The organism is Pseudomonas sp. DE0010 (assembly GCF_007680745.1).
Classification (GTDB): Bacteria; Pseudomonadota; Gammaproteobacteria; order Pseudomonadales; family Pseudomonadaceae; genus Aquipseudomonas; species Aquipseudomonas parafulva_B.
Map to the genome: position 1 here is coordinate 1 of NZ_VEJQ01000035.1, position 26382 is coordinate 26382.

General features: G+C 60.5%; 12 protein-coding genes and 1 pseudogene. 2 read left to right on the forward strand and 11 right to left on the reverse strand.

From position 1 onward, the window contains the following. Window positions 1-251: 251 nt before the first annotated feature. Window positions 252-773 carry an RNA polymerase factor sigma-70 gene (locus FS767_RS20440; protein WP_144967834.1) on the reverse strand — a complete coding sequence of 174 codons (522 nt, stop codon included), beginning with the start codon at window positions 771-773 and terminating at the stop codon, window positions 252-254. Between the two features lie 351 nt (window positions 774-1124). On the opposite strand from FS767_RS20440, the gene FS767_RS20445 reads away from it, so the two are divergent. Beyond that, window positions 1125-14075, forward strand: coding sequence for a non-ribosomal peptide synthetase (locus FS767_RS20445; protein WP_144967836.1), 12951 nt, complete (start codon window positions 1125-1127; stop codon window positions 14073-14075). 208 nt (window positions 14076-14283) lie between these two features. On the opposite strand, the gene FS767_RS20450 is transcribed toward FS767_RS20445, so the two are convergent. The 5 genes from FS767_RS20450 to FS767_RS20470 all read right to left on the reverse strand — a co-directional run bounded on the left by FS767_RS20450 (window position 14284) and on the right by FS767_RS20470 (window position 18731). Next, the gene (locus FS767_RS20450; RefSeq protein WP_144967838.1) at window positions 14284-14988 is read right to left on the reverse strand and encodes an ATP-binding cassette domain-containing protein; all 705 of its coding nucleotides are present in this window, start codon (window positions 14986-14988) and stop codon (window positions 14284-14286) included. After that, the gene (locus FS767_RS20455) at window positions 14988-15728 is read right to left on the reverse strand and encodes a hypothetical protein (protein WP_144967840.1); all 741 of its coding nucleotides are present in this window, start codon (window positions 15726-15728) and stop codon (window positions 14988-14990) included. Before FS767_RS20455 ends, FS767_RS20450 begins: the two co-directional genes overlap by 1 nt. Continuing rightward, window positions 15725-16930 carry a YcaO-like family protein gene (locus tag FS767_RS20460; protein ID WP_144967842.1) on the reverse strand — a complete coding sequence of 402 codons (1206 nt, stop codon included), beginning with the start codon at window positions 16928-16930 and terminating at the stop codon, window positions 15725-15727. The genes FS767_RS20455 and FS767_RS20460 overlap by 4 nt, the downstream gene beginning before the upstream one ends. A 299-nt stretch (window positions 16931-17229) precedes the next feature. Next, window positions 17230-17844 carry a SagB/ThcOx family dehydrogenase gene (locus FS767_RS20465; RefSeq protein WP_144967844.1) on the reverse strand — a complete coding sequence of 205 codons (615 nt, stop codon included), beginning with the start codon at window positions 17842-17844 and terminating at the stop codon, window positions 17230-17232. A gap of 20 nt (window positions 17845-17864) precedes the next feature. After that, a complete protein-coding gene (locus FS767_RS20470; RefSeq protein ID WP_144967846.1) occupies window positions 17865-18731 on the reverse strand; it encodes an McbB family protein in 867 nt (288 codons plus the stop codon). A 690-nt stretch (window positions 18732-19421) separates the two neighbouring features. On the opposite strand from FS767_RS20470, the pseudogene FS767_RS20480 reads away from it, so the two are divergent. Next, window positions 19422-20846, forward strand: a pseudogene (locus FS767_RS20480) (IS66 family transposase); the annotation flags it as partial. A gap of 244 nt (window positions 20847-21090) precedes the next feature. Here FS767_RS20480 and FS767_RS20485 read toward each other — a convergent pair. The 5 genes from FS767_RS20485 to dsbD form a co-directional block, all read right to left on the reverse strand. After that, window positions 21091-21516 carry a transposase gene (locus FS767_RS20485; RefSeq protein ID WP_371921607.1) on the reverse strand — a complete coding sequence of 142 codons (426 nt, stop codon included), beginning with the start codon at window positions 21514-21516 and terminating at the stop codon, window positions 21091-21093. A gap of 68 nt (window positions 21517-21584) precedes the next feature. Further along, window positions 21585-22592 (reverse strand): RHS repeat-associated core domain-containing protein, encoded by a 1008-nt coding sequence (locus FS767_RS20490; protein WP_178102756.1) that lies wholly within the window; start codon window positions 22590-22592, stop codon window positions 21585-21587. Window positions 22593-22963: 371 nt separating this feature from the next. Then, window positions 22964-23722 (reverse strand): thiol:disulfide interchange protein DsbG, encoded by a 759-nt coding sequence (gene dsbG / locus FS767_RS20495; RefSeq protein WP_144967848.1) that lies wholly within the window; start codon window positions 23720-23722, stop codon window positions 22964-22966. Between the two features lie 2 nt (window positions 23723-23724). Beyond that, on the reverse strand, window positions 23725-24561 hold the full coding sequence (locus FS767_RS20500; RefSeq protein WP_144967850.1) for a TlpA disulfide reductase family protein: 837 nt from the start codon (window positions 24559-24561) through the stop codon (window positions 23725-23727). Then, on the reverse strand, window positions 24561-26282 hold the full coding sequence (dsbD, locus tag FS767_RS20505) for a protein-disulfide reductase DsbD (protein ID WP_144967851.1): 1722 nt from the start codon (window positions 26280-26282) through the stop codon (window positions 24561-24563). Before dsbD ends, FS767_RS20500 begins: the two co-directional genes overlap by 1 nt. Between the last annotated feature and the right edge of the window lie 100 nt (window positions 26283-26382).

Sequence of the window (26382 nt, forward strand, 5' to 3'; positions counted from 1 at the left end):
GTGGGGCGATGTCTCCCACAGTCTGTACTGCTGCTGACAGTCAGAATCGGCTTTAGCGTCCCACCACCCCTTCAAGTCTAACCATACAAGCGGCCTAGCCGGAGCGCCGGACCGGCCGCGATGGGCCGCGCAGCGGCCCCGGCAATATCAGCCGCGGAGCTGAAATCCTGGGGCTACTGCGCAGCTCATCGCGGCCGGTCCGGCGCCCCAGCAATGCCGCACCGAGTCATCCAATCACCTTCCCGCCGTTCCTAGCGCGTCATCTTCCGGCAATGCACCATCGCATCGCGAATCATGAAGTTGACCAGGGTAGGGGAGACGCCCAGTTCCACGGCGATGTCTTTCTGCGGTACACCATGCAGGCGGTACATTTCGAACGCATAGCGCGTGCGTGGCGGCAGGTCGTTTAGCGCGCGGGCGATGTCGTCCAGGGCCGCAAGGTTGATGTGGGTGGCTTCGGGCGAGGCGTTCTGCAGGACGACGTTCAGCCCTTCTTCCTCGCTGCCGGCGTATTTCAACTCCATCGCCTGCTTGCGGTAATGGTCGATGGCCAGATTGCGCACGATCTGGAACAGATAGCTCAGCTGCGCCTTGAACGAACTGGTGATCTGCGGAGCGCTGCCGAGCCTGAAGAAGGCATCCTGCACCACATCTTCGGCCCGCGAGCGGCAGCCGGTAATGCGGGCGGCAATCTTGAGCAAGATGCTGCGGTTTTCTACGAAAGCTTGGAGCAGTGGTGAATCGCACTTACTTGTGGACAGTTGTTCCGCCATGGAAATCACCTGGATGCAAAGGGTAAAGAGCGCGTTGGGGGTAGGACGCGTCCTAGGACGAGCGACAAGCTATTCAGAATGATAATGATTGTCAAATACGAAACGAAATTAGTATCTGTATCTTTCAGTTCTAAGTCTCGCCTCGACCCGCTTGCGTATCCGCAGGATGGCGCCACGGCTATAGCTGCGCCTGGCTAACCCGCCATCGCCGTCTTTCTCCACCTGACCCGCGCTTCGTTAATTTCTGCCCCCCGCCATCCGTTCCCCTCTGTACATCCCTGGCCGCTGATGCTGTCCGCCCCTGCAGGTGGCCACACCGGCCCGCCCAACCCGACACCGGCAGGAACACCCATGACGCATGCCTTCGAACTCCCGACTTCGCTGGTCCAGGCCCTGATGCAACGCGCCGTACAGAGCCCGGACAAGATCGCCTTGCGCTTTCTGGCCGATGCGCCCGGCGAACAGGCCGTGCTCACCTACCAGGCCCTCGACCAGCGCGCCCGCGCCATCGCCGCCGCGCTGCAGGCGCGGGCCACATTCGGGGACCGTGCCGTGCTGTTGTTTCCCAGCGGCCCGGACTACGTGGCGGCGTTCTTCGGCTGCCTGTATGCCGGCGTCATCGCGGTGCCGGCCTACCCTCCGGAGTCCGCGCGTCAGCACCATCAGGAGCGCCTGCTTTCGATCATCGACGACGCCGAGCCGCGCCTGCTGCTGACCATCGCGCGATTGCAAGAAAGCCTTCAGGGCCTGGAGGCGCTGCAAGCCGTGCAGGCCCCGGAGCTGCTGGCCGTTGACCGGCTCGATCCTGCACGGGCGGCGGATTGGCGCGAGCCTGCATTGCAACCCCATGACATCGCGTTCCTGCAGTACACGTCCGGCTCCACGGCCCTGCCAAAAGGAGTGCAGGTCAGCCACGGCAACCTGGTGGCGAACGAACAGCTGATCCGCCACGGCTTTGGTATCGACCTGAACCCTGACGACGTGATCGTCAGCTGGCTCCCGCTCTACCACGACATGGGCCTGATCGGCGGGCTGCTGCAGCCGATCTTCAGCGGCGTGCCCTGCGTACTGATGTCGCCGGGTTATTTCCTGGCGCGGCCGCTGCGGTGGTTGCAGGCTATCAGTGAGTACGGCGGCACCATCAGCGGCGGCCCTGACTTTGCGTACCGCCTGTGCAGCGAGCGGATCAGCAAGGCTTCACTGGCCGGGCTCGACCTGAGCCGCTGGCGGGTGGCCTACTCGGGTTCCGAGCCGATTCGCCAGGACAGCCTGGCCACCTTCGCCGACACCTTCCAGGCCTGCGGCTTCAAGCCACACAGCTTCTTCGCCAGCTACGGGCTGGCTGAGGCGACGTTGTTCGTCAGCGGCAGCCGCCGCGGTGAGGGCATCGGCGCCTTGGCGCTCGATGCGCAGGCCTTTGCCGAAAACCGCGCCGAGCCGGGCGAGGGCAGCGTGGTGATGAGCTGCGGCTGGCCACAACCAGGCCATGCGGTACGCATCGTCGACCCCGGGCAGTGCCAGGTGCTGGCGGACAACCAGGTGGGGGAAATCTGGGCCGCCGGGCCAAGCATCGCCCACGGGTACTGGCGCAACGCCCAGGCCAGCGCCCAGACGTTCGTCGAGGCGGATGGCCAGCGCTGGCTGCGCACAGGCGACCTGGGTTTCATGCGCGGCGGCGAGGTGTTCGTCACCGGTCGCCTGAAAGACATGCTCATCGTGCGCGGGCAGAACCTCTACCCGCAGGACCTGGAAAAGACCCTTGAGCGTGAGGTCCCTGCGCTGCGCAAGGGCAGGGTGGCCGTATTCGCCGTCGAGCACGAGGGTGAGCAAGCCATTGGCGTGGCGGTGGAGATCAGCCGCAACGTGCAGAAGACGACAGCCCCCGAGGCTCTGATCAAAACGCTTCGTCACGTCCTCGCCGATGCCTGCCGCCAGGCCCCGGCCGTGGTCCTCTTGCTCAACCCGGGTGCCTTGCCCAAGACCTCCAGCGGCAAACTCCAGCGCTCGGCCTGTCGCCTGCGCATGGACGATGGCACCCTCGATTGCTACGCGCGCTTTCCCCAACCCGCTTTGCCGGCCACCCAGGCTGTGACCGGCGACGGGTTGCAGGCGCAAATCGCCCGTCTCTGGTGCGACATCCTCAAGGTCGAGGCGGTGGCGGCGGACGATCATTTCATGCTGTTGGGCGGCAACTCCATTGCTGCCACCCAGGTCACGGCAGCGCTGGCTGACGCCTTGGGCATCGAGCTGAGCCTGCGCACCCTTTTCGAGGCCCCGGTGCTGGCCGACTATACCCAGGCGGTTGCCACAAGCCTTGCCCAAGGCCAGCAAACAGAGGCCATCGAGCTGTTGCCCCGCGACAGGCCACTGCCCCAGTCGCTGGCGCAGAACCGCCTGTGGCTGCTCTGGCAACTGCAGCCGCAGTCGGCTGCCTACAACATCCCTGCTGGCCTGCAACTGCGCGGGGCCCTGGACGAACCTGCTCTGGAAGCCGCCCTGCAGGCGCTGGTGGCCCGCCACGAAGCCTTGCGCACGGTGTTCAGCGAAGTCGACGGCCAGGCAGTGCAACGCATCCTGGCTGACCTGCCGGTGAACCTTCAGCGGCTCGACCTGCAGGGGCAAGCGCCTGAGCAGGTCGACAGCCAGCGAGAGGCCGAGGCGTGCCTGCCGTTCGATCTGCAGGAGGGTCCGCTGCTGCGCCTGACGCTGGTCCATCTGGACGAGGAGCATCACCAGCTTTGGGTCACCCTGCACCACATTGCCGCCGACGGCTGGTCGCTCACCCTGCTCATGGACGAGCTGGCGCGCCTCTATGCGGCGTATTGCCAGGGTCTTGAACCCAAGCTGACCCCGCTCGGGCTGGGCTACGCCGACTACGGCAACTGGCAGCGCACGTGGTTGGCAGAGGGTGCAGCCGAGCGTCAGCTCGCCTACTGGCTCGATCAGCTGGACGATGCAGCGCCGGTCCTGGACCTGTGCACCGACCATCCCCACGCCAGCGACCGTGGCAACCACGCCGCACGCCTGAACGTGAAGGTGCCCGCGCACCTGTCCCAGGCCCTCAAGGCCCTGGCACATCAACACCACTGCAGCCTGTTCATGGTGCTGCTGGCGGGCTGGCAGGCGCTGCTGCACCGCTATACCGGCCAGGCCGACATCCGCGTCGGTGTGCCCAATGCCAACCGCTCGCGTCTGCAAAGCCAAGGGCTGGTGGGTTTCTTCATCAATACCCAGGTGCTGCGCGCCCAGGTCCATGGCCGGCTGCCGTTCGCCGAATTGCTCGGCCAGGTGCGCCAGGCCACCCTGGAGGCACAGGCCAACCAGGACCTGCCGTTCGAGCAGTTGGTCGAGGCGTTGCCCCAGGCCCGGGAACAAGGCCTGTTCCAGGTCATGTTCAACCACCAGCAGCGCGACCTGTCGGCGTTGCGACGCCTGCCGGGCCTGCTGGCCGAAGAACTGCCCTGGCACAGCCGGGAAGCCAAATTCGACCTGCAACTGCACAGCGAAGAAGACCATCAGGGCCGTGTGCGCCTGGCATTCGACTACGCCAGCGAGCTGTTCGAGCAGGACACGGTGGCGCGGCTTGCCCAGCAGCTGTTGAGCCTGTTCGAGCACGTCTGCGAAACGCCGCAACTGCCCATCGGCGAGGTACCTTTGCTGGATGAGGCGAGCCGCGCACGGTTGCTGGGCTGGGGGCAAGCGCCGGCTGCGCAGCCGCCACAGTTGCTGGTCGAACAGCTCAACGAGCAGGCTCGCCTGCACCCGCAGCGCACCGCACTGGTGTGGGAAGGCGGCAGCCTCGGCTACGCCGAACTGCATCAGCAGGCCAATCGCCTGGCCCATTACCTGCGCGACAAGGGCATTGGCCCCGATACCTGCGTGGCCATCGCCATCGAGCGCTCGCCCCAGCTGCTGGTAGGCCTGCTGGCCATCCTCAAGGCCGGCGGCGCCTATGTGCCCCTGGACGTGGAGTACCCGGCCGAGCGTCTGGCCTACATGCTGGCCGACTGCAACGCCGGCTTGCTGCTCACCCACAGCAGCCAATTGGCTACCTTGCCGCACGTGCAGGGCGTTGGCGTGATCGCGCTGGACCAACTGCACCTGGACAACTGGCCGAGCCAACCGCCCCGGCTGCACCTGGACGCCGACAACCTGGCGTACGTGATCTATACCTCCGGCTCCACCGGCCAGCCCAAGGGCGTGGGCAACACCCACGGGGCGCTCGCCGAGCGGCTGCAGTGGATGCAGGCGACCTACGCACTGGGCGCGGACGACGTGCTGATGCAGAAGGCGCCGATCAGTTTCGATGTTTCGGTGTGGGAATGTTTCTGGCCGCTGATCACCGGTTGCAAGCTGGTGCTTGCCGGTGCCGGTGAGCACCGCGACCCGCAGCGCATCGCAGCGCTGGTGCAGGCCCATGGCGTGACGACCTTGCATTTCGTGCCGCCTCTGTTGCAGGTGTTCGTGCAGGAGCCCCTGGCCGCAGGCTGCAGCAGCCTGCGCCGCCTGTTCTCTGGCGGCGAGGCGTTGCCGGCCGCCCTGCGGGATCGGGTGTTGCAGGTGCTGCCACAGGTGCAGCTGCACAACCGTTACGGCCCGACCGAAACCGCCATCAACGTCACCCACTGGCATTGCACCGCCAGCGACGGTGGGCATTCGCCCATGGGTCGCCCGCTGGGCAATGTGTTGTGCCAGGTGCTGGACGATGAGCTGCACTTGAGCGTACCTGGCGTACCCGGCGAGCTGTACTTGGGTGGCACGGGCCTGGCCCGTGGCTACCTGGGCCGCCCTGGCCTGACGGCCGAGCGCTTCGTGCCCCAGCCCGGCGGCAACGGCCAGCGCCTGTACCGAAGCGGCGACCGAGTGCGCTGGTTGGTGCAGTACCCGGCGCTCGAGTACCTGGGGCGCCTGGACCACCAGGTGAAAGTCCGCGGCTTCCGTGTGGAGCCCGAAGAAGTGCAGGCCTGCCTGCTGGCCCAGGCCGGCGTCGAGCAGGCGGTGGTGCAGGTTCACCAGGACACCGTAGGTGCACAACTGGTGGGTTACTACAGTGGCACCGCCGAATCGGGCCCCCTGCTTGCGGCACTCGCCGGGCAGCTTCCGGCCTACATGGTGCCAGCACAGCTCATGTGGCTGGCGCAGATGCCGCTCGGCCCGAATGGCAAGGTCGATCGCAAGGCATTACCGGCGCCTGTGTGGCAGCAACGTGAACACATCGAGCCGCACAGCCCCTTGCAACGACAGGTCGCGGCCATCTGGTGCGAAGTGCTGGGCCTGCCCCAGGTCGGCTTGCAGGACGATTTCTTCGCCCTGGGCGGGCACTCCTTGTTGGCGACGCAAATCGTCTCGCGCACGCGCCAGGCCTGCGACGTCGAACTACCGTTGAAGGCCTTGTTCGACGCCAGCGAGCTGGGCGCTTTCTGTACCGAAGTTGCGCGCATCCAGGCAAGCGGTGAACGCAATGCGCAAGGTGACATCCCGCGCGTGGATCGCCGTCAGGCGGTGGCGCTTTCCTATTCGCAACAGCGCATGTGGTTCCTCTGGCAAATGGAGCCCAACAGCCCGGCCTACAACGTCGGTGGCATGGCGCGCCTGCGCGGAACCTTGCATGTGGATGCCTTCGAGCGGGCGTTGCACGCGTTAATCGTGCGTCACGAAACCCTGCGCACCACCTTCCCCAGCATCGAGGGCGTGCCTTACCAGTGCGTGGCCGACGACAGCAACCTGCAGCTGGCTTGGCAAGATTTCAGCGCACTGCCCGACGCTGCTCGCCAGCACAGCCTGCAACAGTTGGCCGACCAGCAGGCACACCAAGCGTTCAACCTGGAAAGTGGCCCCCTGCTGCGTGCCTGCTTGGTCAAGCTGCAAGAGCGCGAACACGTCTTCGTGCTCACCTTGCATCACATCGTCACCGAAGGCTGGGCCATGGACATTTTTGCCCGCGAACTGGGCGAGCTGTACGAAGCCTTCGTCGACGACCGTGAGTCGCCGCTGGCACCTTTGCCCGTCCAGTACCTGGACTACAGCGTATGGCAACGGCAATGGCTGGACAGCGGTGAGGGCGCTCGCCAGCTGGCCTACTGGAAACAGCGGCTGGGCCAGGAACACCCGGTACTGGCGCTGCCCACCGACCGTCCTCGGCCTGCCGTGCAAAGCCATAAGGGCGAGCTCTACAGGTTCGAGCTTGACCCTGCGCTGGTGCAGCGCGTGCACGCCTTCAATAGCCAGCGTGGCCTGACCTTGTTCATGACCATGACCGCTACCCTGGCCGTGCTGCTGCATCGTTACAGCGGCCAGCGCGACCTGCGCATCGGCGCCCCGGTGGCCAACCGCATCCGCCCCGAGAGCGAAGGGCTGATCGGTGCCTTCCTCAATACCCAGGTGCTGCGCTGCGAGCTGGACGGCCAGATGACCGGTGCCCAGGTGCTCGAGCAGGTGCGCCAGGCAGCCATCGAGGGGCAGTCCCACCAGGACCTGCCGTTCGAACAACTGGTCGAGGCCTTGCACCCACCGCGCAGCAGCGCCTACAACCCGCTGTTCCAGGTGATGTGCAACGTGCAGCGCTGGGCCTTCCAGCAAAGCCGTACGCTGGCCGGCATGCAGGTGGACTACCTGGTCAACGACGCAGCCGCCACCAAGTTCGACCTTTACCTGGAGGTCACGGACCTCGATGGCCGCCTGGGCTGCTGCCTGACCTACAGCCAGGACCTGTTCGACGCACCACGCATCGCGCGCATGGCTGCGCACTGGCAGCAGTTGCTGGTCGGTCTGCTGGATCAGCCGCAGCAACGCCTGTGCGAGCTGCCGATGCTCAGCGGTGCCGAACAGCAGGGGCTGGTCGCGCAGCTGTGTGGTGAGCCGAGCAGTGCGGCGCGGTATACGCTGCATGGGCTGTTCGCGGCCCAGGCGGTCCAATACCCACACGCACGGGCCCTGACGTTCGCCGGCCAGCATCTGAGCTACGGCGAGCTCGATCAGCAGGCCAACCGCCTGGCCCGTGCCTTGCGCGAGCGCGGTGTCGGCCCGCAGGTGCGGGTGGGCGTGGCGCTCGAACGTTCGCTGGACATGGTCGTCGGCCTGCTGGCTGTACTCAAGGCCGGCGGCGCCTACGTGCCGCTCGACCCGGAGTACCCGCTGGACCGCTTGCGCTACATGATCGAGGACAGCCAGGTCGGCGTGCTGCTTAGCCAACGCCGCTTGCTGCAGGACCTCGGGCCGCTGCCGGAGCACCTGGCCTGCTGGAGCCTTGAAGACGATCAGCCGACGCTGGGTGCCTACAGCGAGGCGCCGCTGGACGATGTGAGCCTGGCGCAGCACCCGGCTTATCTGATCTACACCTCCGGCTCCACCGGCAAACCCAAGGGTGTGGTGGTCAGCCATGGCGAGTTCGCCATGCACTGCCAGGCGGTGATCGAGGCGTTCGGCATGCGCAGCGACGATTGCGAGCTGCATTTCTATTCCATCAATTTCGACGCGGCCAGCGAACGGCTATGGGTGCCGCTGCTGTGTGGCGCACGCGTGGTCATCCGTGCCCAAGGGCAATGGGGCGCCGACGAGATCTGCCAGCTGGTGCGAGAGCAAAATGTCAGTGTGCTGGGCTTCACGCCCAGCTACGGCAGTCAGTTGGCCCAGCATCTGGCCCTACAGGGCGAGTGCCTGCCGGTGCGCCTGGTGATCACCGGGGGCGAGGCATTGACCGGCGAGCACCTGCAGCGTATCCGCCAGGCTTTCATCCCTGATCAGCTGTTCAACGCCTATGGCCCCACCGAAACCGTGGTCATGCCGCTGGCCGCCCTGGCCCCGCAAACACTGGCGGCCGACCTGGGCAGCGTGCCCATCGGGCGGGTGATCGGTCAACGCACGGCCTACATCCTCGATGACGACCTGGCCCTGTTGCCCCAGGGTGGCATCGGTGAGCTGTATGTGGGCGGCGCTGGCCTGGCCCAGGGCTACCACGACCGCCCCGGCCTCACCGCCGAACGTTTCGTCGCCGACCCTTTCAGCCACACAGGCGGGCGCCTGTACCGCACTGGCGATCTGGTGCGCCTGGGCCAGGATGGCCTGGTGGAGTACATCGGGCGCGCCGACCAGCAGGTGAAGATCCGCGGCTTCCGTATCGAGCTGGGTGAAATCGAAAGCCGCTTGCAGGCCCATGCCGATGTGGATGAAGCGGTGGTCATCGCCGTGGACATGCAGGGCGTACGGCAACTGGTCGGCTACCTCGTAAGCCCGTACGCAGCTGCCGACACCCATGCCCAGCAACAGCTGCGCGAGGCGGTGAGGGCCCATGCCCATCAGCATCTGCCGGACTACATGGTGCCGGCGCACCTGGTGCTACTCGAGTCCCTGCCGCTGATGGGCAACGGCAAGCTGGACCGCCGCGCTTTGCCGCTGCCCGACCTCGACCAGGCTCGCCAGCAGTACCAGGCGCCTGCCAATGATGTGCAAGCGCAATTGGCGCAGGTCTGGGGCGAGGTGCTCAACGTCGATCAGGTCGGCGTTCAGGACAATTTCTTCGAACTGGGCGGTGACTCGATCCTGTCGATCCAGGTGGTCAGCCGTGCGCGCCAGGCCGGCCTGCAATTCACCCCGCGCGACCTGTTCCAGCACCAGACCATCCAGGCCCTGGCGGCCATCGTGCAGCCGGTGCGGGCCACCGACAGCATTGAGCAAGGCCTGCGCCAGGGTATCGCCCAGCTGACCCCGATCCAGCACTGGTTCTTCGACAGCGCCTTGGCGCAGCCGCAGCACTGGAACCAGGCCGTGCTGTTGCAATGCCGCATGCCGCTGGACGAGACCCGGCTGCAAACCGCGCTGGCCGCCCTGGTCGAGCACCACGACAGCTTGCGCCTGCGTTTCAGCGATGCGGCTGGCCATTGGCAGGGCGAGTACGCCCAGCCTGATGATCAACAGCTCTTGTGGTCGGCCACGGTCGCCGACCTGGACGATTGCCAGGCGCTATACACCGACCTGCAACGCAGCCTCGACCTGCAGCGCGGTCCGTTGCTCCGTGCCTTGCTGGTAAGTGACGGGGAGGGCGAGCAACGCCTGGCAGTGGCCATCCATCACCTGGTGGTCGACGGCGTTTCCTGGCGCATCCTGCTCGAAGACCTGCAGGCGCTGTACCGAGGCCAGGCCTTGCCGGCCAAGACCCATGCCCCAGGTGATTGGGCGGCGCGGCTGGCCGCCTATGCCAGCAGCGATTCGCTGCGTGATGAGCTGGGCAGGTGGCAGGCCCAAGTGGGCGAGGTACGCCATGAGCTGCCCTGCGATCATCCACAAGGCGGTAACTTGCAGCGTCATGCCCGTACCGTGACCATCAGCCTGGATGCGCAGCAGACCCGCCAGTTGCTGCAGCAGGCGCCTGCGGCCTACCACACCCAGGTCAATGACCTGCTACTGACGGCACTTGCCCGCACCCTGTGCCAGTGGACGGGTCAGCCGCAGGCGCTGGTACAGTTGGAAGGCCATGGCCGCGACGGGTTGTTCGAGGACATGGACCTGACCCGCAGCGTCGGCTGGTTCACCAATGCCTACCCGTTGAGCCTGTCGCCCCTGGCAGGGGATGATGACCAAGCTCTGGCGGCGTCCATCAAGCACATCAAGGAGCAGTTGCGCCAGGTGCCGCACAAGGGCCTTGGCTACGGTGTGCTGCGCTACCTGGCGGACCCGGCAACGCGCGAGCACATGGCGGCCCTGGCGCAAGCGCGTATCACCTTCAACTACCTTGGGCAGTTCGACCAGCAGTTCGACGACGGCGCGCTGTTCACGCCGCTGGACGCGCCGGTGGGCCTGGCCCATGACCCGGATGCGCCGCTGCCCAACTGGCTGAGTGTCGATGGCCAGGTCTACGGCGGTGCGTTGCAACTGCGCTGGACATTCAGCAGTGAACGCTATGAACCGCACACCATCGCCACACTGGCAAATGCCTATCGCCAAGAGCTGGTAGCGCTGGTCGACCATTGCCTGGCAGACGGGCAGGGCAGCTACACCCCCTCGGACTTCCCCCTGGCGCACCTTACCCAGGCGCAGATCGACGCGCTGCCCGTGCCAGCCAACCTGATCGAGGACGTCTACCCGCTGACCCCCATGCAGGAAGGCATGCTGCTGCACACCCTGCTCGAACCCGGCACCGGCCTGTACTACATGCAGGATCGCTATCGCATCAACAGCGCACTCGACCCCCAGCGCTTCGCCCTGGCCTGGCAACAGGTGGTGGCGCGGCACGAAGCCTTGCGCGCCTCGTTCAGCTGGAACAGCGGCGAGGCCATGCTGCAGATCATCCACAAGCCCGGGCAACTGGCCATGGATTACCAGGACTGGCGCGACCTGGACGACGCCGACCAGGAGGCTCGCTTGCAAGCCCTGCACAAGCAGGAGCGCGAAGCCGGCTTCGACGTGTTGCACACGCCGCCGTTCCACCTGCGCCTGGTGCGTGTGGCCGATGCGCGCTACTGGTTCATGATGAGCAACCACCACATCCTCATCGATGCCTGGTGCCGCTCGCTGCTGATGAACGATTTCTTCGAAATCTACCAGGCGCTGGGCGAGAGCCGGCAGGCGCAACTACCGGTGCCGCCGCGCTACCGCGACTACATCGGCTGGCTGCAGCGCCAGGGGCTGGACGACGCGCGCGCCTGGTGGCAAGCCAACCTGGCCGGCTTCGAGCGCGCCACGGCACTGCCAAGCGACCGCCCGCTGCGCCATGAGCATGCGGGCAGCGGCATGATCGTCGGCGATTGCTACACACGCCTGGCGGTCAGTGAGGGCGCTCGCCTGCGCGAGCTGGCCCAGGCCCACCAGTTGACCGTCAACACCTTCGCCCAGGCGGCCTGGGCCCTGGTGCTGGCGCGCTACAGCGGCGAGCGCGACGTGGCCTTCGGCGTGACCGTGGCGGGTCGGCCGGTGAGCATGCCGCAGATGCAGCGCACCGTCGGCCTGTTCATCAACAGCGTGGTGCTGCGCGTACAGCTGCCAGCGGCCGGCCAGGGGTGCAGTGTGCGCCAGTGGTTGCAGGGTTTGCTGGAGCGCAACATGGAACTGCGCGAGTACGAATACCTGCCACTGGTGGACATCCAGGCGTGCAGCGAACTGCCCAAGGGCCAGCCCTTGTTCGACAGCCTGTTCGTGTTCGAGAACGCCCCGGTGGAAACCGCCGTGCTCGCCCACGCCCAGCACCTGGATGCCACCTCCGACTCAGGCCGCACCCACACCAATTTCCCGCTCACCGCGGTCTGTTACCCAGGTGATGACCTGGGCCTGCACCTCTCGTTCGACCAGCGCTACTTCGACTACCCGACGGTCGAGCGCTTGCTGGCCGAATTCAAACGCCTGCTCCTGGCGCTGGTCCAGGGCTTCGACGGACAAGTGCAAGCGTTGCCGCTGGTGGGCGCCGAGGAACAGCGTTTCTTGCTCCAGACATGCAACAACACCCAGCGGGCCTACCCCCTGGAGCACAGCTATGTCGCGCAGTTCGAGACGCGCGTGGCCGCCCATCCCCAGCGTACCGTGGCCCGGTGCCTGGACGCCGAGTACGACTATGCCGGGCTGAACCTGGCGGCGAACCGCCTGGGCCATGCACTGATCGAGGCGGGTGTCCGGGTGGATCAGCCGGTGGCCCTGCTGGCCGATCGTGGTTTGCCACTGCTGGGCATGATCGTGGGCAGCTTCAAGGCCGGTGCCGGTTACCTGCCGCTGGACCCAGGCCTGCCTACGGCGCGCCTGCAAAGCATTCTTGAGCTCAGCCGCGCGCCAGTGCTGGTGTGCAGCGCGGCCTGCGCCGAGCAGGGGCAGGCCTTGCTGCAAGCCATGGACCCTGCCGTACGGCCCCAGTTGCTGGTGTGGGAAACCGTCCAGACCTGCACCACGGCCAGCCACAACCCTGAGGTCTACAGCGGCCCGGGCAACCTCGCCTACGTGATCTACACCTCAGGCTCCACCGGCTTGCCCAAGGGCGTGATGGTGGAACAGCGCGGCATGCTCAACAACCAGCTGAGCAAGGTGCCCTACCTGGCGCTGGCCGAACACGATGTCATCGCGCAGACGGCGTCGCAGAGCTTCGACATTTCGGTGTGGCAGTTTTTGGCCGCGCCGCTGTTCGGCGCCCGGGTCGAAATCGTGCCCAACGCCATTGCCCACGATCCCCAGGGCCTGCTCAGCCATGTGCAGGCCACCGGCATCACCGTCCTTGAGAGCGTGCCATCGCTGATCCAGAGCATGCTTGCCAACGAACACCAGGCGCTGGACGGCCTGCGCTGGATGCTGCCAACCGGCGAAGCCATGCCACCGGAGTTGGCGGCGCAGTGGTTGCAGCGTTACCCACGGATCGACCTGGTCAACGCCTACGGGCCAGCGGAATGCTCGGATGACGTAGCGTTCTTCCGTGTCGATGTCGCCTCCACCCAGGGCAGCTACTTGCCCATCGGCACCCCGACCGACAATAACCGGCTGTACCTGCTGGGCGATGAACAGCAACTGGTGCCGCTGGGCGCCGTGGGTGAGTTGTGCGTGGCGGGTACGGGCGTGGGGCGAGGCTATGTGGGCGACCCGGCACGCACGGCATTGGCGTTCATTCCCCACCTTTACGGTGCACCCGGCGAGCGTGTGTACCGCACCGGCGACCTGGCCCGCCAGCGACCTGACGGGGTGTTCGAGTACGTGGGCCGTATCGATCACCAGGTGAAGATTCGCGGTTATCGTATCGAACTGGGTGAAATCGAAGCCCGGCTGCACGAGCAGCCGCAGGTCCGCGATGCAGCGGTGGCCGTGCAGGATGGAGTCAACGGCAAGCATCTGGTGGGTTATCTGGTGCCGCACCACGGGGTCAAGGGCGACGACACCGTGCTCGCTCAGCTCAAGGCGCACCTGCGCGCCGAGCTGCCCGAGTACATGGTGCCCCTGCACTGGGCCTGGCTCGAAGCCTTGCCTCACAACGCCAACGGCAAGCTCGACCGCAAGGCCCTGCCCGCCGTCGACATCGGCAACCAGCACAACCAGGCCTATCAGGCACCGCGCAGCGAGCTCGAAGGCCTGCTGGCCGGTATCTGGGCCGAGGTGCTCAAGGCCGACCGGGTTGGCGTACACGACAACTTCTTCGAACTGGGCGGGCACTCGCTACTGGCCACCCAGATCGCCTCGCGGGTGCAGAAGCAACTTCAGCTGAACGTGCCATTGCGGGCGATGTTCGAGTGCAGCACGGTGGCGGAATTGGCCGTGTACGTGGAGGGACTGCAGGGCAGCGCCCTGGATGAAGACAAGGTGGACCGGTTGAGTGACTTGATGGCGGAGTTGGAAGGGTTTTGAGGGGCGGCGGGCGATGGGTAATCGCCCGTTCGTTCAAAGGCTGACGACGCCGGATGATTGGCGGGGCTGAAATCCTTGGGGCTGCTGCGCAGCCCTAAGGACACGAGCTGGCTCGCTCGGGTCGCGGCTCAAGGGGGCCTCGCAAGCTGCCGTCTTCACCTTTCTCAAGCGTGTTCACTGCGCCTGTGATAACGACTTCCGTGACCGATCATACAGCTAGCGCCTTTATAAACGCCTCATCCAGTGAGTTGGCCTGGTACCGAGCAAGCAATTGATCTGCGTTATCGAAAGCCTGAAGTTGTTGATGGGCGAGCATGTAAAAGCGGGTGCAGTTATCTACGATTTCCTGTGTGTAATGGGACGATACCATGACGCTGGCGCCCTCACGGCAGGCGCTCTTGATGCCCAACCAAATATAATGCCGAAATTCAGGATCTACCCCCGCGGTCGGCTCGTCGAGCATGATCAAGTCACTGCCCGTCAACAAGAGCGTCAAGCTGATGAAGCTGCGCACTTCCCCGTAACTGCATTTGGACGCCTTTTTTTGCGCAATCTCTGAAAAGCGCCGGCCCAATGCGGGAGACCACCCATCAAGGCGCACGATGGCCTGATCAATGCTTAGCAATGTTGGCATATTTAAAAGCGTAATGAGTTTGTAAACCTCCCCCATTCGAAGCTGTGGAGGCGGTGTGAGGATCTGAGTCAGGTAGGTGGGGTGACGAGCATTATTGCAAATCACGCCACCCGTCGGGTACCGAAGTCCACTGATAATGTCGAACAGTGTGGTCTTTCCGGCACCGTTGCAGCCTAGAATGCCCACTGCTTCGCCGGGCGATAAGTCGATATTTATCTTGTGAAACAAAAGCCTTTTTGGATACGAGAAGGAAAGTTCGGTGAGGGTTAGTAGGCGCATCAGTAACGGCTCCAAACCGGTTGAATTCTAGAATGCTTGGCTGTCAGGTAGATCGCTATGATGGACAGCATGAATAAGGGTGGGAAGACCATTCCGAGAGCGAGGTCGCCGTGAAAAAGCCGGGTACTCACAATTAGTGGGTTAAGGAGCATGACTACAGGGTGCTGGGACTCAACGGTGGCAGCGCCGAGATAGCTTGAGACGAGCATGAGGAATGACAGAAGCGAGAAAAGGGTGCCGGCCGTGCTGAACGTGAGGGGGAGAGAGGCTATTATTAAGCCGATGAGTGTGAAGCCGAGATAACTTGTTGAAAAACATGCAAGGATAAACGTGTATTCTTGTAGTGAGTATGAGCCATGTAACGGTTTGGTGATTAAATAGAATAGTGATGCGTAAACTAAGCTCATCAGCGCATAGCTGATCATTTGAGCGGTAAGAAAATATAGCATCGGCCCCTTTCGATAAATGAAAGAACGGGTAAAGCCGCTCTCTCTCCTGCCGATTAAGTAAAAACTGAATCCAAAAAAGGCGACGTTGGCAGATATGTAGGCATAGAACCAACCCGCTTGTTTCAGATAGGGTAAGTTTGAGGTTCGGGCCACAATGAAATAAAGTATGCAGGGTGCAGCTGAAGTCCATAAAAAGCTGGAAGTATCTCTGATATGCTCTTTTATAAGAATCAGGGAGATATGGAAAAGCCTGACCAATGTGTGTTTTGTTGTGTTTTTTTTTGCTGTCATGGGAAAGGTACCATCGTATTGAGTTGTTCGACGATGAATTGGTCTTGGAAGTCTTGAGAGTATCTGTTATGCAGGTTGAAGTGCGACGAATTATTCATATGTAGAAAGAGATTTGGAGATGTGTACTTACAAAAATAAACAATTCTTTCTGCGCAGACCGTGGTGGTCACATAAAGATAACCATCGAATTTAAGAGTTTTTAGCGTACGCATAAGCGTAGCAGTATCAAAATTTTGCTGAGCATGCTCATTATCGCACTGCGGGGATGTGGAAGTGACGGAAGTCATCGCGCTATAGGTTGAGTATCGATTGCATGATAAGAAGTGGCGCAAATATGAATCTTCAACTGCATTAATATCTTTGGCTGTGGAGAAGAATGAATGCATGTAGCGAAAGGTTTGCCAGAGCTCTATCAATGATTTTTCCAGTGCGCTCTCAAGATCAGAGGCGTAGGACATTCCGGCGCAGAATCTGACAGGCTTAGTTTTAGCTGAGTCGTCGCCATAACATGCTAGAACACAGCGACCTGGAAATCTTTTATCTGTAAGATCCAAGAACGCGATGTCGCCAGCGTTAGAAAGCGCTTTCAGGAGCTTCTTGCTTGCACGACCGGATAGCACCGAGGTCGCTTCGCTCAAGGAGATGACATTAGAACAAGTTTTTGTCAGCCAGCATCTGAGGAAAAACTGTCTTTCCAGTGCTTCTTTGATAGCGCCCAGTATTGCTAATTCGAGACTTGAATGTGCGCTACATCCGCAGGTGTCTCTATTAGGGTAAAACCTGTTATCATCAATGTCTGTGCATGAGTTTAGTGTGATGAGGGCTGTAGGTATCGAGCAGCGAGAGAGGTCAACGATTCGATACACCTCTGTCCTGTCAAATAGATGCGAGGATATTTCGGTCTTTGAGTTGTCTTTTGCGGTTTGAGCTATTGCTGAAGTCAGCGCAGCGGTCTCATTTGGATACAGCCCTTGACTGATTGGATTTTTATCGCTGACCGCAATGTCCAGATAAAAGTGCTTACGCTCTAAATGCTCGCCAGTTGCAGCTTTGACCACCTCGCTGTTCCAACCGGCGCTTGAGCCATTCGTACGCCAACGACTCCCGCATTCTACGCTGTGAGGTAGATGCTTAACCGCAGCAGGTCTATGAAATTCAAAATCGGGCAGTAACTGAAAATGTATTTCATTATAGTGATTCATGATTCACCCTATGAATTGTACGCACAGAGGTATAAACAATCCAGGATTGAGGTTTAAAGCCTGCGTCACTTGATAGTCGGTAAATCCTGACCAGGGTCTACTTCTGAGGTTGAGCGCTTTGCACTGCAAATCCACCAGCATGTACATGGAGCCAGCCTCCATTGCTGCTAGACTCTGTGTGAAAAGCCTTGATACTCGGTGATGCTGCGTTGAAAACAGCCTCGGAATGCTCATTTACAACACGTAAACTCCGCTTCCTCGGCTGTTTTCGCCTTGCCTGACCTTCGTCTCAAGACTTTTCACACAGAGCCTAGTCGATAGCCACGCTGTTTATACTTGCATAGCGCTTTTGGAAGGTAGGCGAGGAAAATGAGTGCTGCCGAGGGTGCTCCAATTTCTTGATCAAGAGGGAGAATAGCTGATGTGACATCGGCCATATTGATGTCAGGGCTGTGGACTTCAAAGCTTCTTGAGTTGGGTAAAAGATGTAAAACGTCGCATGATCCGGGCCAGCTATTTGAATCATGGTTGAGGTTTACAAAAAAAACCTCTACAGGATAAAGTGCGCCTCCACTAGGATACCCACGCTTATATGCATGATCATGTTTTCTGACAATGGGCGCAGCCAGTGCTTGGATGAGTGAAAAGTCAATCGCCCTCTGTGAGAAATGCGTGCATGATTCATTTCTGTGAAGTGGGTGTTCAGGGGGTAAGGGGGCAAGCTGTTCTGGATGAAGTGTAGTATCAGTTTCTAGAATATTTAGGAGTAGTTCGTTTCCTGCCATTGCTGCAATTTCTTTATCAGGGATCTGATGAAGTCTTGTCGCGTGGCGATTGATCTTGTTTATGACATAATTCCCCTTGGAATTAAAGGTCAGTGTTTCTTCAAGTGTTTGGAAAGATATGTACCTCATATAGTGGTCGTGTGACAGGCTTATGGTTTATCTCCAATGCATTCACACAGTGGCCAGTGAATGCTACTTTCTTCTATGAGTGATCCATCAGTTAGATTTAACGTCTTTGAAAGTAAGAAAGCGTCCTGCGTGATACCTGATTTTGGTAGGTGGGTGAACCTCGAGGCAAAGTCGCCAATGGCGCCTAGAATCAAAGCGCTCTGTAAGGGATTCAAATGTGTCCTTGGAAGATCGACATTGCTTGTATTGCAAAACTTCCATATTTGGCTCCACTGGTGATTGCTTCCGCGAATAGTTTCGTAGTGGGCAATTCTATCCAGTGTGCAAAAAGCACATGGATTTCCGATGGAGGGTACGTAAGCTTCCGTAAGGTGGAAGTAGTGATTGCTGACGAAGCCAATGCTAATGGCACCATCGGGATTATTTTTGGCTAGTTCAAAATAAGTTTTCCTCGCGCTTGCTGGCTTTAGCTTGCTGTGAGCGAGAATGAATAATGTAGGATTTACTCTATTTTCGGTGCTTAGTTGGCAGTTGTGTACGATGCTCAGTAATCCGCTACTACTTTCTATTAGCCAGTCTTCAACGGCGCTTGGCAATTCCCAGTCTAACCACAAAACAATGCGCTCAATGTGTGGTGGTTGCTGTGATTCTTTGATGATTGACAGAGACTTCAGGAATTCGATTGTAGGTTCTGGTTCGAGTGAATTGTTTGTCAGGAGATCTTGAAGTTCATTGTGATGTATGAGTTGTGAGTTAAATTCAGTTAAGTGGTTTAATGCAGTTACCAATTTAGGTTCAGTGATGCGTGTGAAGCCTGCTGCCGAGAAAATCACCGGTTCTGGATCAAAGTTAAGAATTTCGTAATTATATATTCTTATTGAGCTCATATTCTAGGTCTCGATCAGAGGTATACCGGCGCACCCTCGCGCCGATATACCTATTGGCGGATTGTTCGGTCGTTTACTTCCACTTGAGTGAGTGCGTTGCCACCGCTACCGCCGCTGCCACCGCTACCGCCGCTGCCACCGCTACCACCGCTACATCCGCCGCCTCCTCCGCAGCCACCGCTCCCGCCACAGCCACCCGCGCCGCCTGAGCCACCGAAGAACTCGGCCTCCATATCACAGCCTGTTTCACCCTTGAGGCTGACTAGAGAAAAACCAAATTGAGTATCCATAACAACGCCTAAGAATGCCCCGGAAGTCGGGGTCAACTGGGTTTAGTCAGAATATTCAGCGATGTCAAAATTTATATTTTATTATTCTTTCTTGTTCAGGCTGGATAGTGCTTTAAAAAATTCTCGGGAAGTAGGATTCTTCTGAGAGGGTCTTCCTAGTGATGAATCATGAAACACTCAACTTGTGGGAAAAGTCTTCGTTGAAAGTAGCTCATTGCCTTTTTCGTAGTCGGAACTATTGGTTTGCTACGTCTGATGGTTCGGTTTTCAGATAAATAGAACTGATACGAAGGGGGAGGGAAATTACCTTTCAAACCGTTTCAAATTGTAAATATCTCCTGGTTCATTCCGCTCAATTGCGCCCGGCTACTCGACATCTGATTAGGTTAAATTCCTTGAGGAAGAAGAGGTGGCGCTGCTCCGCCAGCGGTTATTCGGCCGTAAGACAGAGCAGACCAACGATTCGGCTACGCCCCAACTCCCTCTCTTTGACGAGGCAGAAAGCCTGGCAGAGCCGGCTGACGAGGCTTCTGATGAAGAAGTTATTGCACCGAGCAAGCGCCGCGGCAAACGCAAGCCACTGCCCAGTGATCTGCCGCGTGTCGAGGTCTTCCATGAACTGCCTGAGCACGAGCTGACGTGTGCGTGCGGCTGCCGCAAGCACGCCATTGGCGAAGAAGTCAGCGAGCAACTCGAAATTGTCCCGATGCAGCTCCGGGTCATCAAGCACATCTGCAAGGTTTATGGCTGCCGCGACTGCGAGTCAGCGCCGGTGACTGCGGATAAACCCGCTCAGATGATCGAAAAAAGCATGGCCAGCCCCAGCGTGCTGGCGATGTTGTTGACCACCAAATACGTGGGCGGCGTGCCACTTCATCGTTTCGAGAAAGTGCTCGGTCGTCACGGCATCGATATCTCGCGTCAAACCTTGGCACGTTGGGTCATCCAGTGCGGCGAGCACTTTCAGCCGCTGCTGAACCTGATGCGCGACAGCTTGTTGAATAGCTGCATCATTCATTGCGATGAGACTCGGGTACAGGTATTGAAAGAGCTTGACCGCGAACCGAGTAGCCAATCCTGGATGTGGGTACAAATTGGCGGCCCGCCCGATAAGCCAGTCATCCTTTTCGACTACTCTACCAGCCGAGCGCAGGAGGTACCGACTCGCCTGCTGGATGGGTATCGCGGCTATGTGATGACCGATGATTATGCTGGCTACAACGCTCTCGGAGCGCAGGATGGCGTTGAGCGCCTAGGCTGCTGGGCACATGCGCGGCGCAAGTTCGTTGAGGCACAAAAAGTACAGCCCAAGGGCAAGACCGGACGCGCTGACATGGCGTTGAACCTGATCAACAAGCTCTATGGCGTCGGGCGCGACTTGAAGGACAGCAGCGATGAAGTTCGTAAAGCTGCCCGCGTGGAGCGCAGTTTGCCATTGCTGACTCAGCTGAAAAGCTGGGTCGAGAAAACGCAACCTCAGGTGACATCGTAGAATGCCTTGGGCGTAGCTATCGGCTACTTGGCCAGCAATTGGAGCAAATTGGAACGCTACGTCGAACACGGATACTTGCCGATCGACAACAACGCTGCCGAGCGCGCCATTCGCCCGTTTGTCATCGGTAGAAAGAACTGGCTCTTCAGTGACACGCCCAAAGGTGCCTCTGCCAGCGGCCAGCTTTACAGCCTGGTCGAAACCGCCAAAGCCAACGGCCAAGAGCCCAATGCGTGGCTGCGCCACGCACTGGAACACCTGCCGCAGGCGTCCTCGGTGGAGGATTACGAAGCCCTGCTGCCGTGGAATTGCGTGCCTCAAGGGCATCGCTGACGCACCGCCCCATCTTTGAGTAGGTGGGGTTTATGGAGCGCTTACCCGTCTTCACCTTTCTCAAGCGTGTTCACTGCGCCGCTCCATGAACCCCACCTGCCCGCAAGGTGAGGTTTCAGTATATCGTGGCACTACGGGCTCACAGTTCCACGGCAACAGCGATTCGTAGTCACCAACTGTCGACGCATGCGTTAGCTGTTCCAGTGCGTGGCGCAGCCAGGCCCCTGCCTCGCAGGCCACCCGTTTATACCCACATCCAGTGTTGACTGCGTGGCTCACTGTCAGACTCTTCCGATACCTGAACACGGGTTTCGTCGCAGTAGATGACCTGGCTGGCCAGCAAACTGTCGCGCATCACGTTCAGCAGCGGCTGGAATTGTTCCTGCACTGGATGACTCAACGCGCCAAAGTGTGCCTTGGAATATCGATGCCTGGCGGCCCCAGTACCTGGTGGTAACAATGAAGGGGTAGACCATCGACGTACTTTAGTGGTCAGCAGCATGGCCAGTACGCTGAAGCTGGCCATGCTCTTCTCGATCCATTGAGCTGGCTTGTCGGCTGTCACTGGTGCGGCTTCGAAGTCACGGCAACCGTAAATCTTACGGATGTGCTTGATCACACAGATCTGCATCGGAACGATTTCGAGCTGTTCTTTGATCGCATCACGGATGGCATGCTTGCGGCACCCAAATCTGTTGCGTTAGTACGGTTGGCAGCGCTCATGCAGTGGGTTTGTAGTTAATTAGATCGCACAGATGACATGAGTTTATCAAAATACGATGTTTTCTCGCGCCGAAAGTCCAAGGCAAGCGCATCTAGGTTTAATTCGTGGAAATAGGAATCTCGTGTGAACATTGTGTCAGTGTTGCGGCCGGGAAGGGGCAGGCCATTTGCGTCAATGCCGGCTCCAAACGCGGTCGCACTAATCGAGTCCAATTGAGCTCCATATTCGATGTCGCTAAGTGGTGATGTCGTATCTCTGTGGCTCAAGGTCACGTCCAGAATCCACTGACCCGAGTAACGTCTAGTCGTATAATGAGGAGGCTGCGAACCGTAGATAGGGTGGTGTATAGGAATAGCTTTGCTTTTCTCTCTAACGTCTTTTGCAAATGCATTATATAAGTCAGTTATAGCTGTTGCTTGATGCATAATTTTGGCTTGATCATAGGTTGGTGGTGCGCCGAAGTTAGGAGACACTAGGGCCCTTGAAATTGATTGATGGGTTTTCGCCGCATCGACAAGAGCGGGAATAATAACTCCGTTAGATTTACTTCTTCTCGTAAACCAAAACTTTATATGTCCGGACCTGTCGGTGTGATTGATCGGATCGCCTGCGCAATACATATAGGCATTAATTCCGCCCGCCCCAAAAGGACTCCAACTATCAGGTGATATAAATCGCATTAGAGAGGGGCTGAAAGCGCGGTATCCATTGCCCAGTAAGTAACATTGCGTATGTAATTCTAAGTTTTCGCCGTTGAAGTTTGTCAGTGTTCGTGATGGTGGTGATGTGTGTCCGTAGGGGGAATGTGCATGGGATTCTGATTGTTGACTGCTCTTTGTTGCAAGTGCTGAACCCTTCCCATCCGTGAATAGCAGGAGTGGATGGCACTGAATGTCAGTGCTTGTCTCTGCCAAAGGTTGATGACCCGCACGGAAGGCGGTGCGTGTGCTTCGGTCTCCTCGCACTGTCATTAGCTTACCGTTCTGGTAAAACATCAACTTAGTGTCAGTACTTACCATCATTTTAGAAACCCGTGTGAGCAGATAGGTAGGTTGCCAGTTTCTCAACACTACTGCCGCACGACAACTGACATAAATACCAGGTGAAGCTGCAATCGGCCCAGCTTGCGCAGCGCTTGATGGCCTCGATAATCGGGCGGGTACAAATCTTCAAGTACCCAATCCAATTTCTCGTTTCTAGGCTCTGTACGAAATTCGTAGAAACCCGGTCATTGCGCTGCCGTCGAAAGGGTTTTTTTCAGATTCCTCAGCCATCAACGCAAAGGAATCCTATGATAGCGAAGCGGTACAAAATCTCGAACGAGGCTTGGGCTCTGGTCTGTGCCGATGAGGGATCGACTACCGCGCCAAGCCGATCCCGCGCTCATGCCCGGTTACCGCTTACCCAAAATCGTCCCCAACATCTCCGGCCGCGGCGCCCCTTGCTGGCTGTGCACTTTGCCTTCACTGTCCTGGTAGAAGATCGCCGGGGTGGCCTGCAGGCCCATCTCCTGCATCAGGGCCATGTTGGCGGCGAGCTTTTGCTGCACCTCGGCCGGCACCTTGTCCAAGGCCTTGAGGGTGCTGCCCTTGCCGGCTTTCTCATGCTGCTGCAGCGCTTTGGCGGGGTCCTTGGCGGCGAGCAGTGCTGCCGACTTGCCTGGGCTGTCCTCACGGATGATACCGACCATGATGTGGCGCAGCTGCACCTTGCCCGATTCCACCCACGGCCGGGCCTGTTCCCAGAACATGTTGCAATACGGGCAGTTGGGGTCGCTGAACAGGTAGACCTTGCGCGGTGCATCGGCCTTGCCGTCGGCGATCCAGGCAGACTTTTCCATCTTTTGCCAGAACGCCTGGGTCATGGGGCCGTACACCAGCTTCTCCAGTGGAGCGGCGCTCAGGTCCTGGCCCTGCTCGTCGAACAGGCTGCCCACCAGCACGTGCTTGCCGTCAGGGGTGAGGTACAGGGCCAGGGGGTTGTTCTGGTACTCGGCGGCATAGCCGCGCAGGCCGTTGGGCGCATCGAAGCTGCCCTTGATCACGGCGCCCTTGCTTTGCAATTGCTGGACCGCCTTGGGCAGGTCTTCGGCATACAGGGCAGGGCTGGCAAGCAAGCAAACGGTGAGCGGGAGGAGTGCAGGCAGTCGCATGGTCAATGTCCTTGTGCGGCAGGTTCGGGCGTGGTGGCCCGTTCGTAGGATTCCAGGGCGTGACGCAGGCTGGCGCGCGATAGCTCGCCCAAGTGGCTGCCGAGCAGGCGGCCGCCCTCGTCATAGAACAGGGTGGTAGGCAGGGCCATGGAGCCGACGCGCTGGGCCAGCAGGCCAGTGCCGTCGAACAGCACGTGGGTCAGGCTCAAGCCGGTGGTGGCCAGGAACGTGCTGACGTTTTCAGGTGTCTCGCCCTGGTTGACGAACAGGAACGTCACATGAGGGTATTCGCCTTGCGCCTGTTGCAGCACAGGCATTTCCCGACGGCAGGGCGGGCACCAAGTTGCCCAGATGTTGATCACCAGCGGCTTGCCCCGATAGCTTTGCAACGCCACCGACTCGCCTGCAGCGTCGCGTAGGGTGATCGCAGGCAGTTCGGTCCCCTTGCTGTACAGGTGGCTACCAAAGCTGGCCAACCCCCAGAACAAGGCGCCGCTGAACAGCGCCCAGCCCAATGGCCTGCGCAGGCCAGGGCGCCGCCAGCCTTGCCACACAGCGGCCAGGCTGATGCCCACAAGCCCAGGCCAGAGCAGGAAACCGCCGTCGCGGATATCGATGATCTGCAGCAGGTCGCCTCGGTACATCGACCAGTACGCCACGACAAAACCGATCCGCGCGCACAACAGGCCGATCAGAAACAGATTGAACAGCGCGGACTCGGGGCTCTCGCCGCCACGCCGTGCCACCCACCAGCCAACCACGCTGGCGATGCCCAGGGCACACAGCAGCACCAGATGGTTCAGGGCCATGGTCAGTGGTCCCAGGGTCACGGTCAGCATCAGCCCTGGCTCCGGGTAAGGGTCCACTGTTGCACGAAGGCGGCGGCATCCACTTCTCCGGTGATGCGCCTTGCCCGGCGCTCCTGGCCATCTGGCCCGAGCCAGATCAGGGTAGGCGGACCAGGCACCTGGTAACGCTGCAACAGCGCCTTGCTGGCCGGCGTATCGGTGGTCACGTCCAGGCGCAGCAGGTGCACGCCGGCCAGTTCGGCCTGGACGTCGCTGCGGCTGAACACCTGCTTTTCCATGACCTTGCACGCCACGCACCAGTCGGCGTAGTAATCGAGCAGTACCCACTGGTTACGGCCTTTGGCCGCGTCCAGTTCCCGTTGCAACGCCTCGGGCGTGCTCACGGTGACGAAGGCATCATGGGCAGGCGAGGCGGTGGCGACTGCAGTCCCACCCGCAAAGGGGCGCAGCGGTTGCCACAGGTCACTGCCGCCGGCAGCGGCCCCGATCAGCAGCAGGCCGCCCCACAAGGCTGCCAGCAACGGCGCAATGCGCAGCGCCGGAAGGCGCTGCAACGCAGGCCAGGCGGTCCAGCCCAGTGCGATCAGCCAGGCCCCGCTCAGGGCCAACAGCAAGCTGGCTGGCATCAGGCTGCGCACCGTGTACAGCGCCATGGCCAGGAACACGAAGCCGAAGATGCCTTTGACCAGGTTCATCCAGGCGCCAGGGCGTGGCAGGAAGCGATTGCCCAGGGTCACGATCAGCAGCAGCGGTACCCCCATGCCCAGCCCCAGGCTGAACAGCACCAGCGCCCCCTGCAGCACGTCGCCGCTCTGGGCGATATACAACAAGGCCCCGGCCAGCGGCGCGGTCATGCAGGGGCCCAGCAGCAGCCCGGACAACACGCCCAGCAGCGCAGCGCCATACAGGTTGCCACCGTGCGTGCCTTGGCCGGCGCGGTCCAGGCGGTCACGCAGGGCAGCGGGCAATTGCAGTTCGAAGGCGCCGAACATGGGCAGGGCCAACAACACGAACAACGCGGCCAGGCTGCCCAGCAACCAGGGTTGTTGCAACCAGGCCTGCAAGCTGGCGCCCAGTAGCGCGGCCACCACACCCAAGGCGGCATACACCAGGGCCATGCTCAGCACGTAAGTGCCAGCCAGCAGCCAGCCGCGCCGTGCACTGGCACCATTGCCCAGCACCAGCCCGGCGAGAATCGGCAGCATCGGCAACGAACAGGGCGTAAAGGCTAGCAGCAGGCCCAAGCCGAAAAAGGCCAGCAGGCTCCAGGCCAGGTTGCCGTGCTGCAGGCCGCTGGCCAATGCTTGATCGCTGGCCTGCTCAGCTTCCAGGGCGACGACCGAAGCCTCGCCGCCCAGGTCGATCAACGTCGTCTGCGGGGGGTAGCACAAGCCCGCATCGGCGCAGCCTTGCCAGCCAAGACGCAGCTGCCCCTGCGCGCCGGGCGGCACTGTCAGCTCAAGCTGTTCGCGGTAGACGGTACTGTCGCCGAAAAATTCGTCGTGGTGATTGATGCCCGCAGGCAGGGGGGGATGCTGCGCCGTGGGCAGCCCGTCGAACTTCAGGCGTTTCTGGTACAGGTAATAGCCCGGCTGAATCTGGAAATACAGGCGGGTAGAGCCGTCGGCCTGACGGTCATGGGTCAGCACGAAAGCCTGTTCGACGGGCAGGAAGTCAGGCTTGGTGGCGAATGGGTTGGCCTGCGCTGGGCCAGCCAGCAGCACCATCAGTAACAGCAGGAGAACGCGCATGAGTTTGCCTTGGCAGATCGTGGAATGGGGCCATGCTGGCGAGGACCGATTAACCCACTGTTAACGCGGGATTAGGTTTACGCAAGACCGCTGACCTCAG

Excerpts from the sequence above, each read along its gene's own strand:
- FS767_RS20455 (WP_144967840.1), bottom strand. The coding sequence starts at position 15,728 with ATGACAGCAAAAAAAAACACAACAAAACACACATTGGTCAGGCTTTTC.
- FS767_RS20440 (WP_144967834.1), bottom strand. The coding sequence starts at position 773 with ATGGCGGAACAACTGTCCACAAGTAAGTGCGATTCACCACTGCTCCAA.
- FS767_RS20465 (WP_144967844.1), bottom strand. The coding sequence starts at position 17,844 with ATGAGGTACATATCTTTCCAAACACTTGAAGAAACACTGACCTTTAAT.
- FS767_RS20450 (WP_144967838.1), bottom strand. The coding sequence starts at position 14,988 with ATGCGCCTACTAACCCTCACCGAACTTTCCTTCTCGTATCCAAAAAGG.
- FS767_RS20470 (WP_144967846.1), bottom strand. The coding sequence starts at position 18,731 with ATGAGCTCAATAAGAATATATAATTACGAAATTCTTAACTTTGATCCA.
- FS767_RS20500 (WP_144967850.1), bottom strand. The coding sequence starts at position 24,561 with ATGCTGACCGTGACCCTGGGACCACTGACCATGGCCCTGAACCATCTG.
- FS767_RS20490 (WP_178102756.1), bottom strand. The coding sequence starts at position 22,592 with ATGATGGTAAGTACTGACACTAAGTTGATGTTTTACCAGAACGGTAAG.
- dsbD (WP_144967851.1), bottom strand. The coding sequence starts at position 26,282 with ATGCGCGTTCTCCTGCTGTTACTGATGGTGCTGCTGGCTGGCCCAGCG.
- FS767_RS20460 (WP_144967842.1), bottom strand. The coding sequence starts at position 16,930 with ATGAATCACTATAATGAAATACATTTTCAGTTACTGCCCGATTTTGAA.
- FS767_RS20445 (WP_144967836.1), top strand. The coding sequence starts at position 1,125 with ATGACGCATGCCTTCGAACTCCCGACTTCGCTGGTCCAGGCCCTGATG.
- dsbG (WP_144967848.1), bottom strand. The coding sequence starts at position 23,722 with ATGCGACTGCCTGCACTCCTCCCGCTCACCGTTTGCTTGCTTGCCAGC.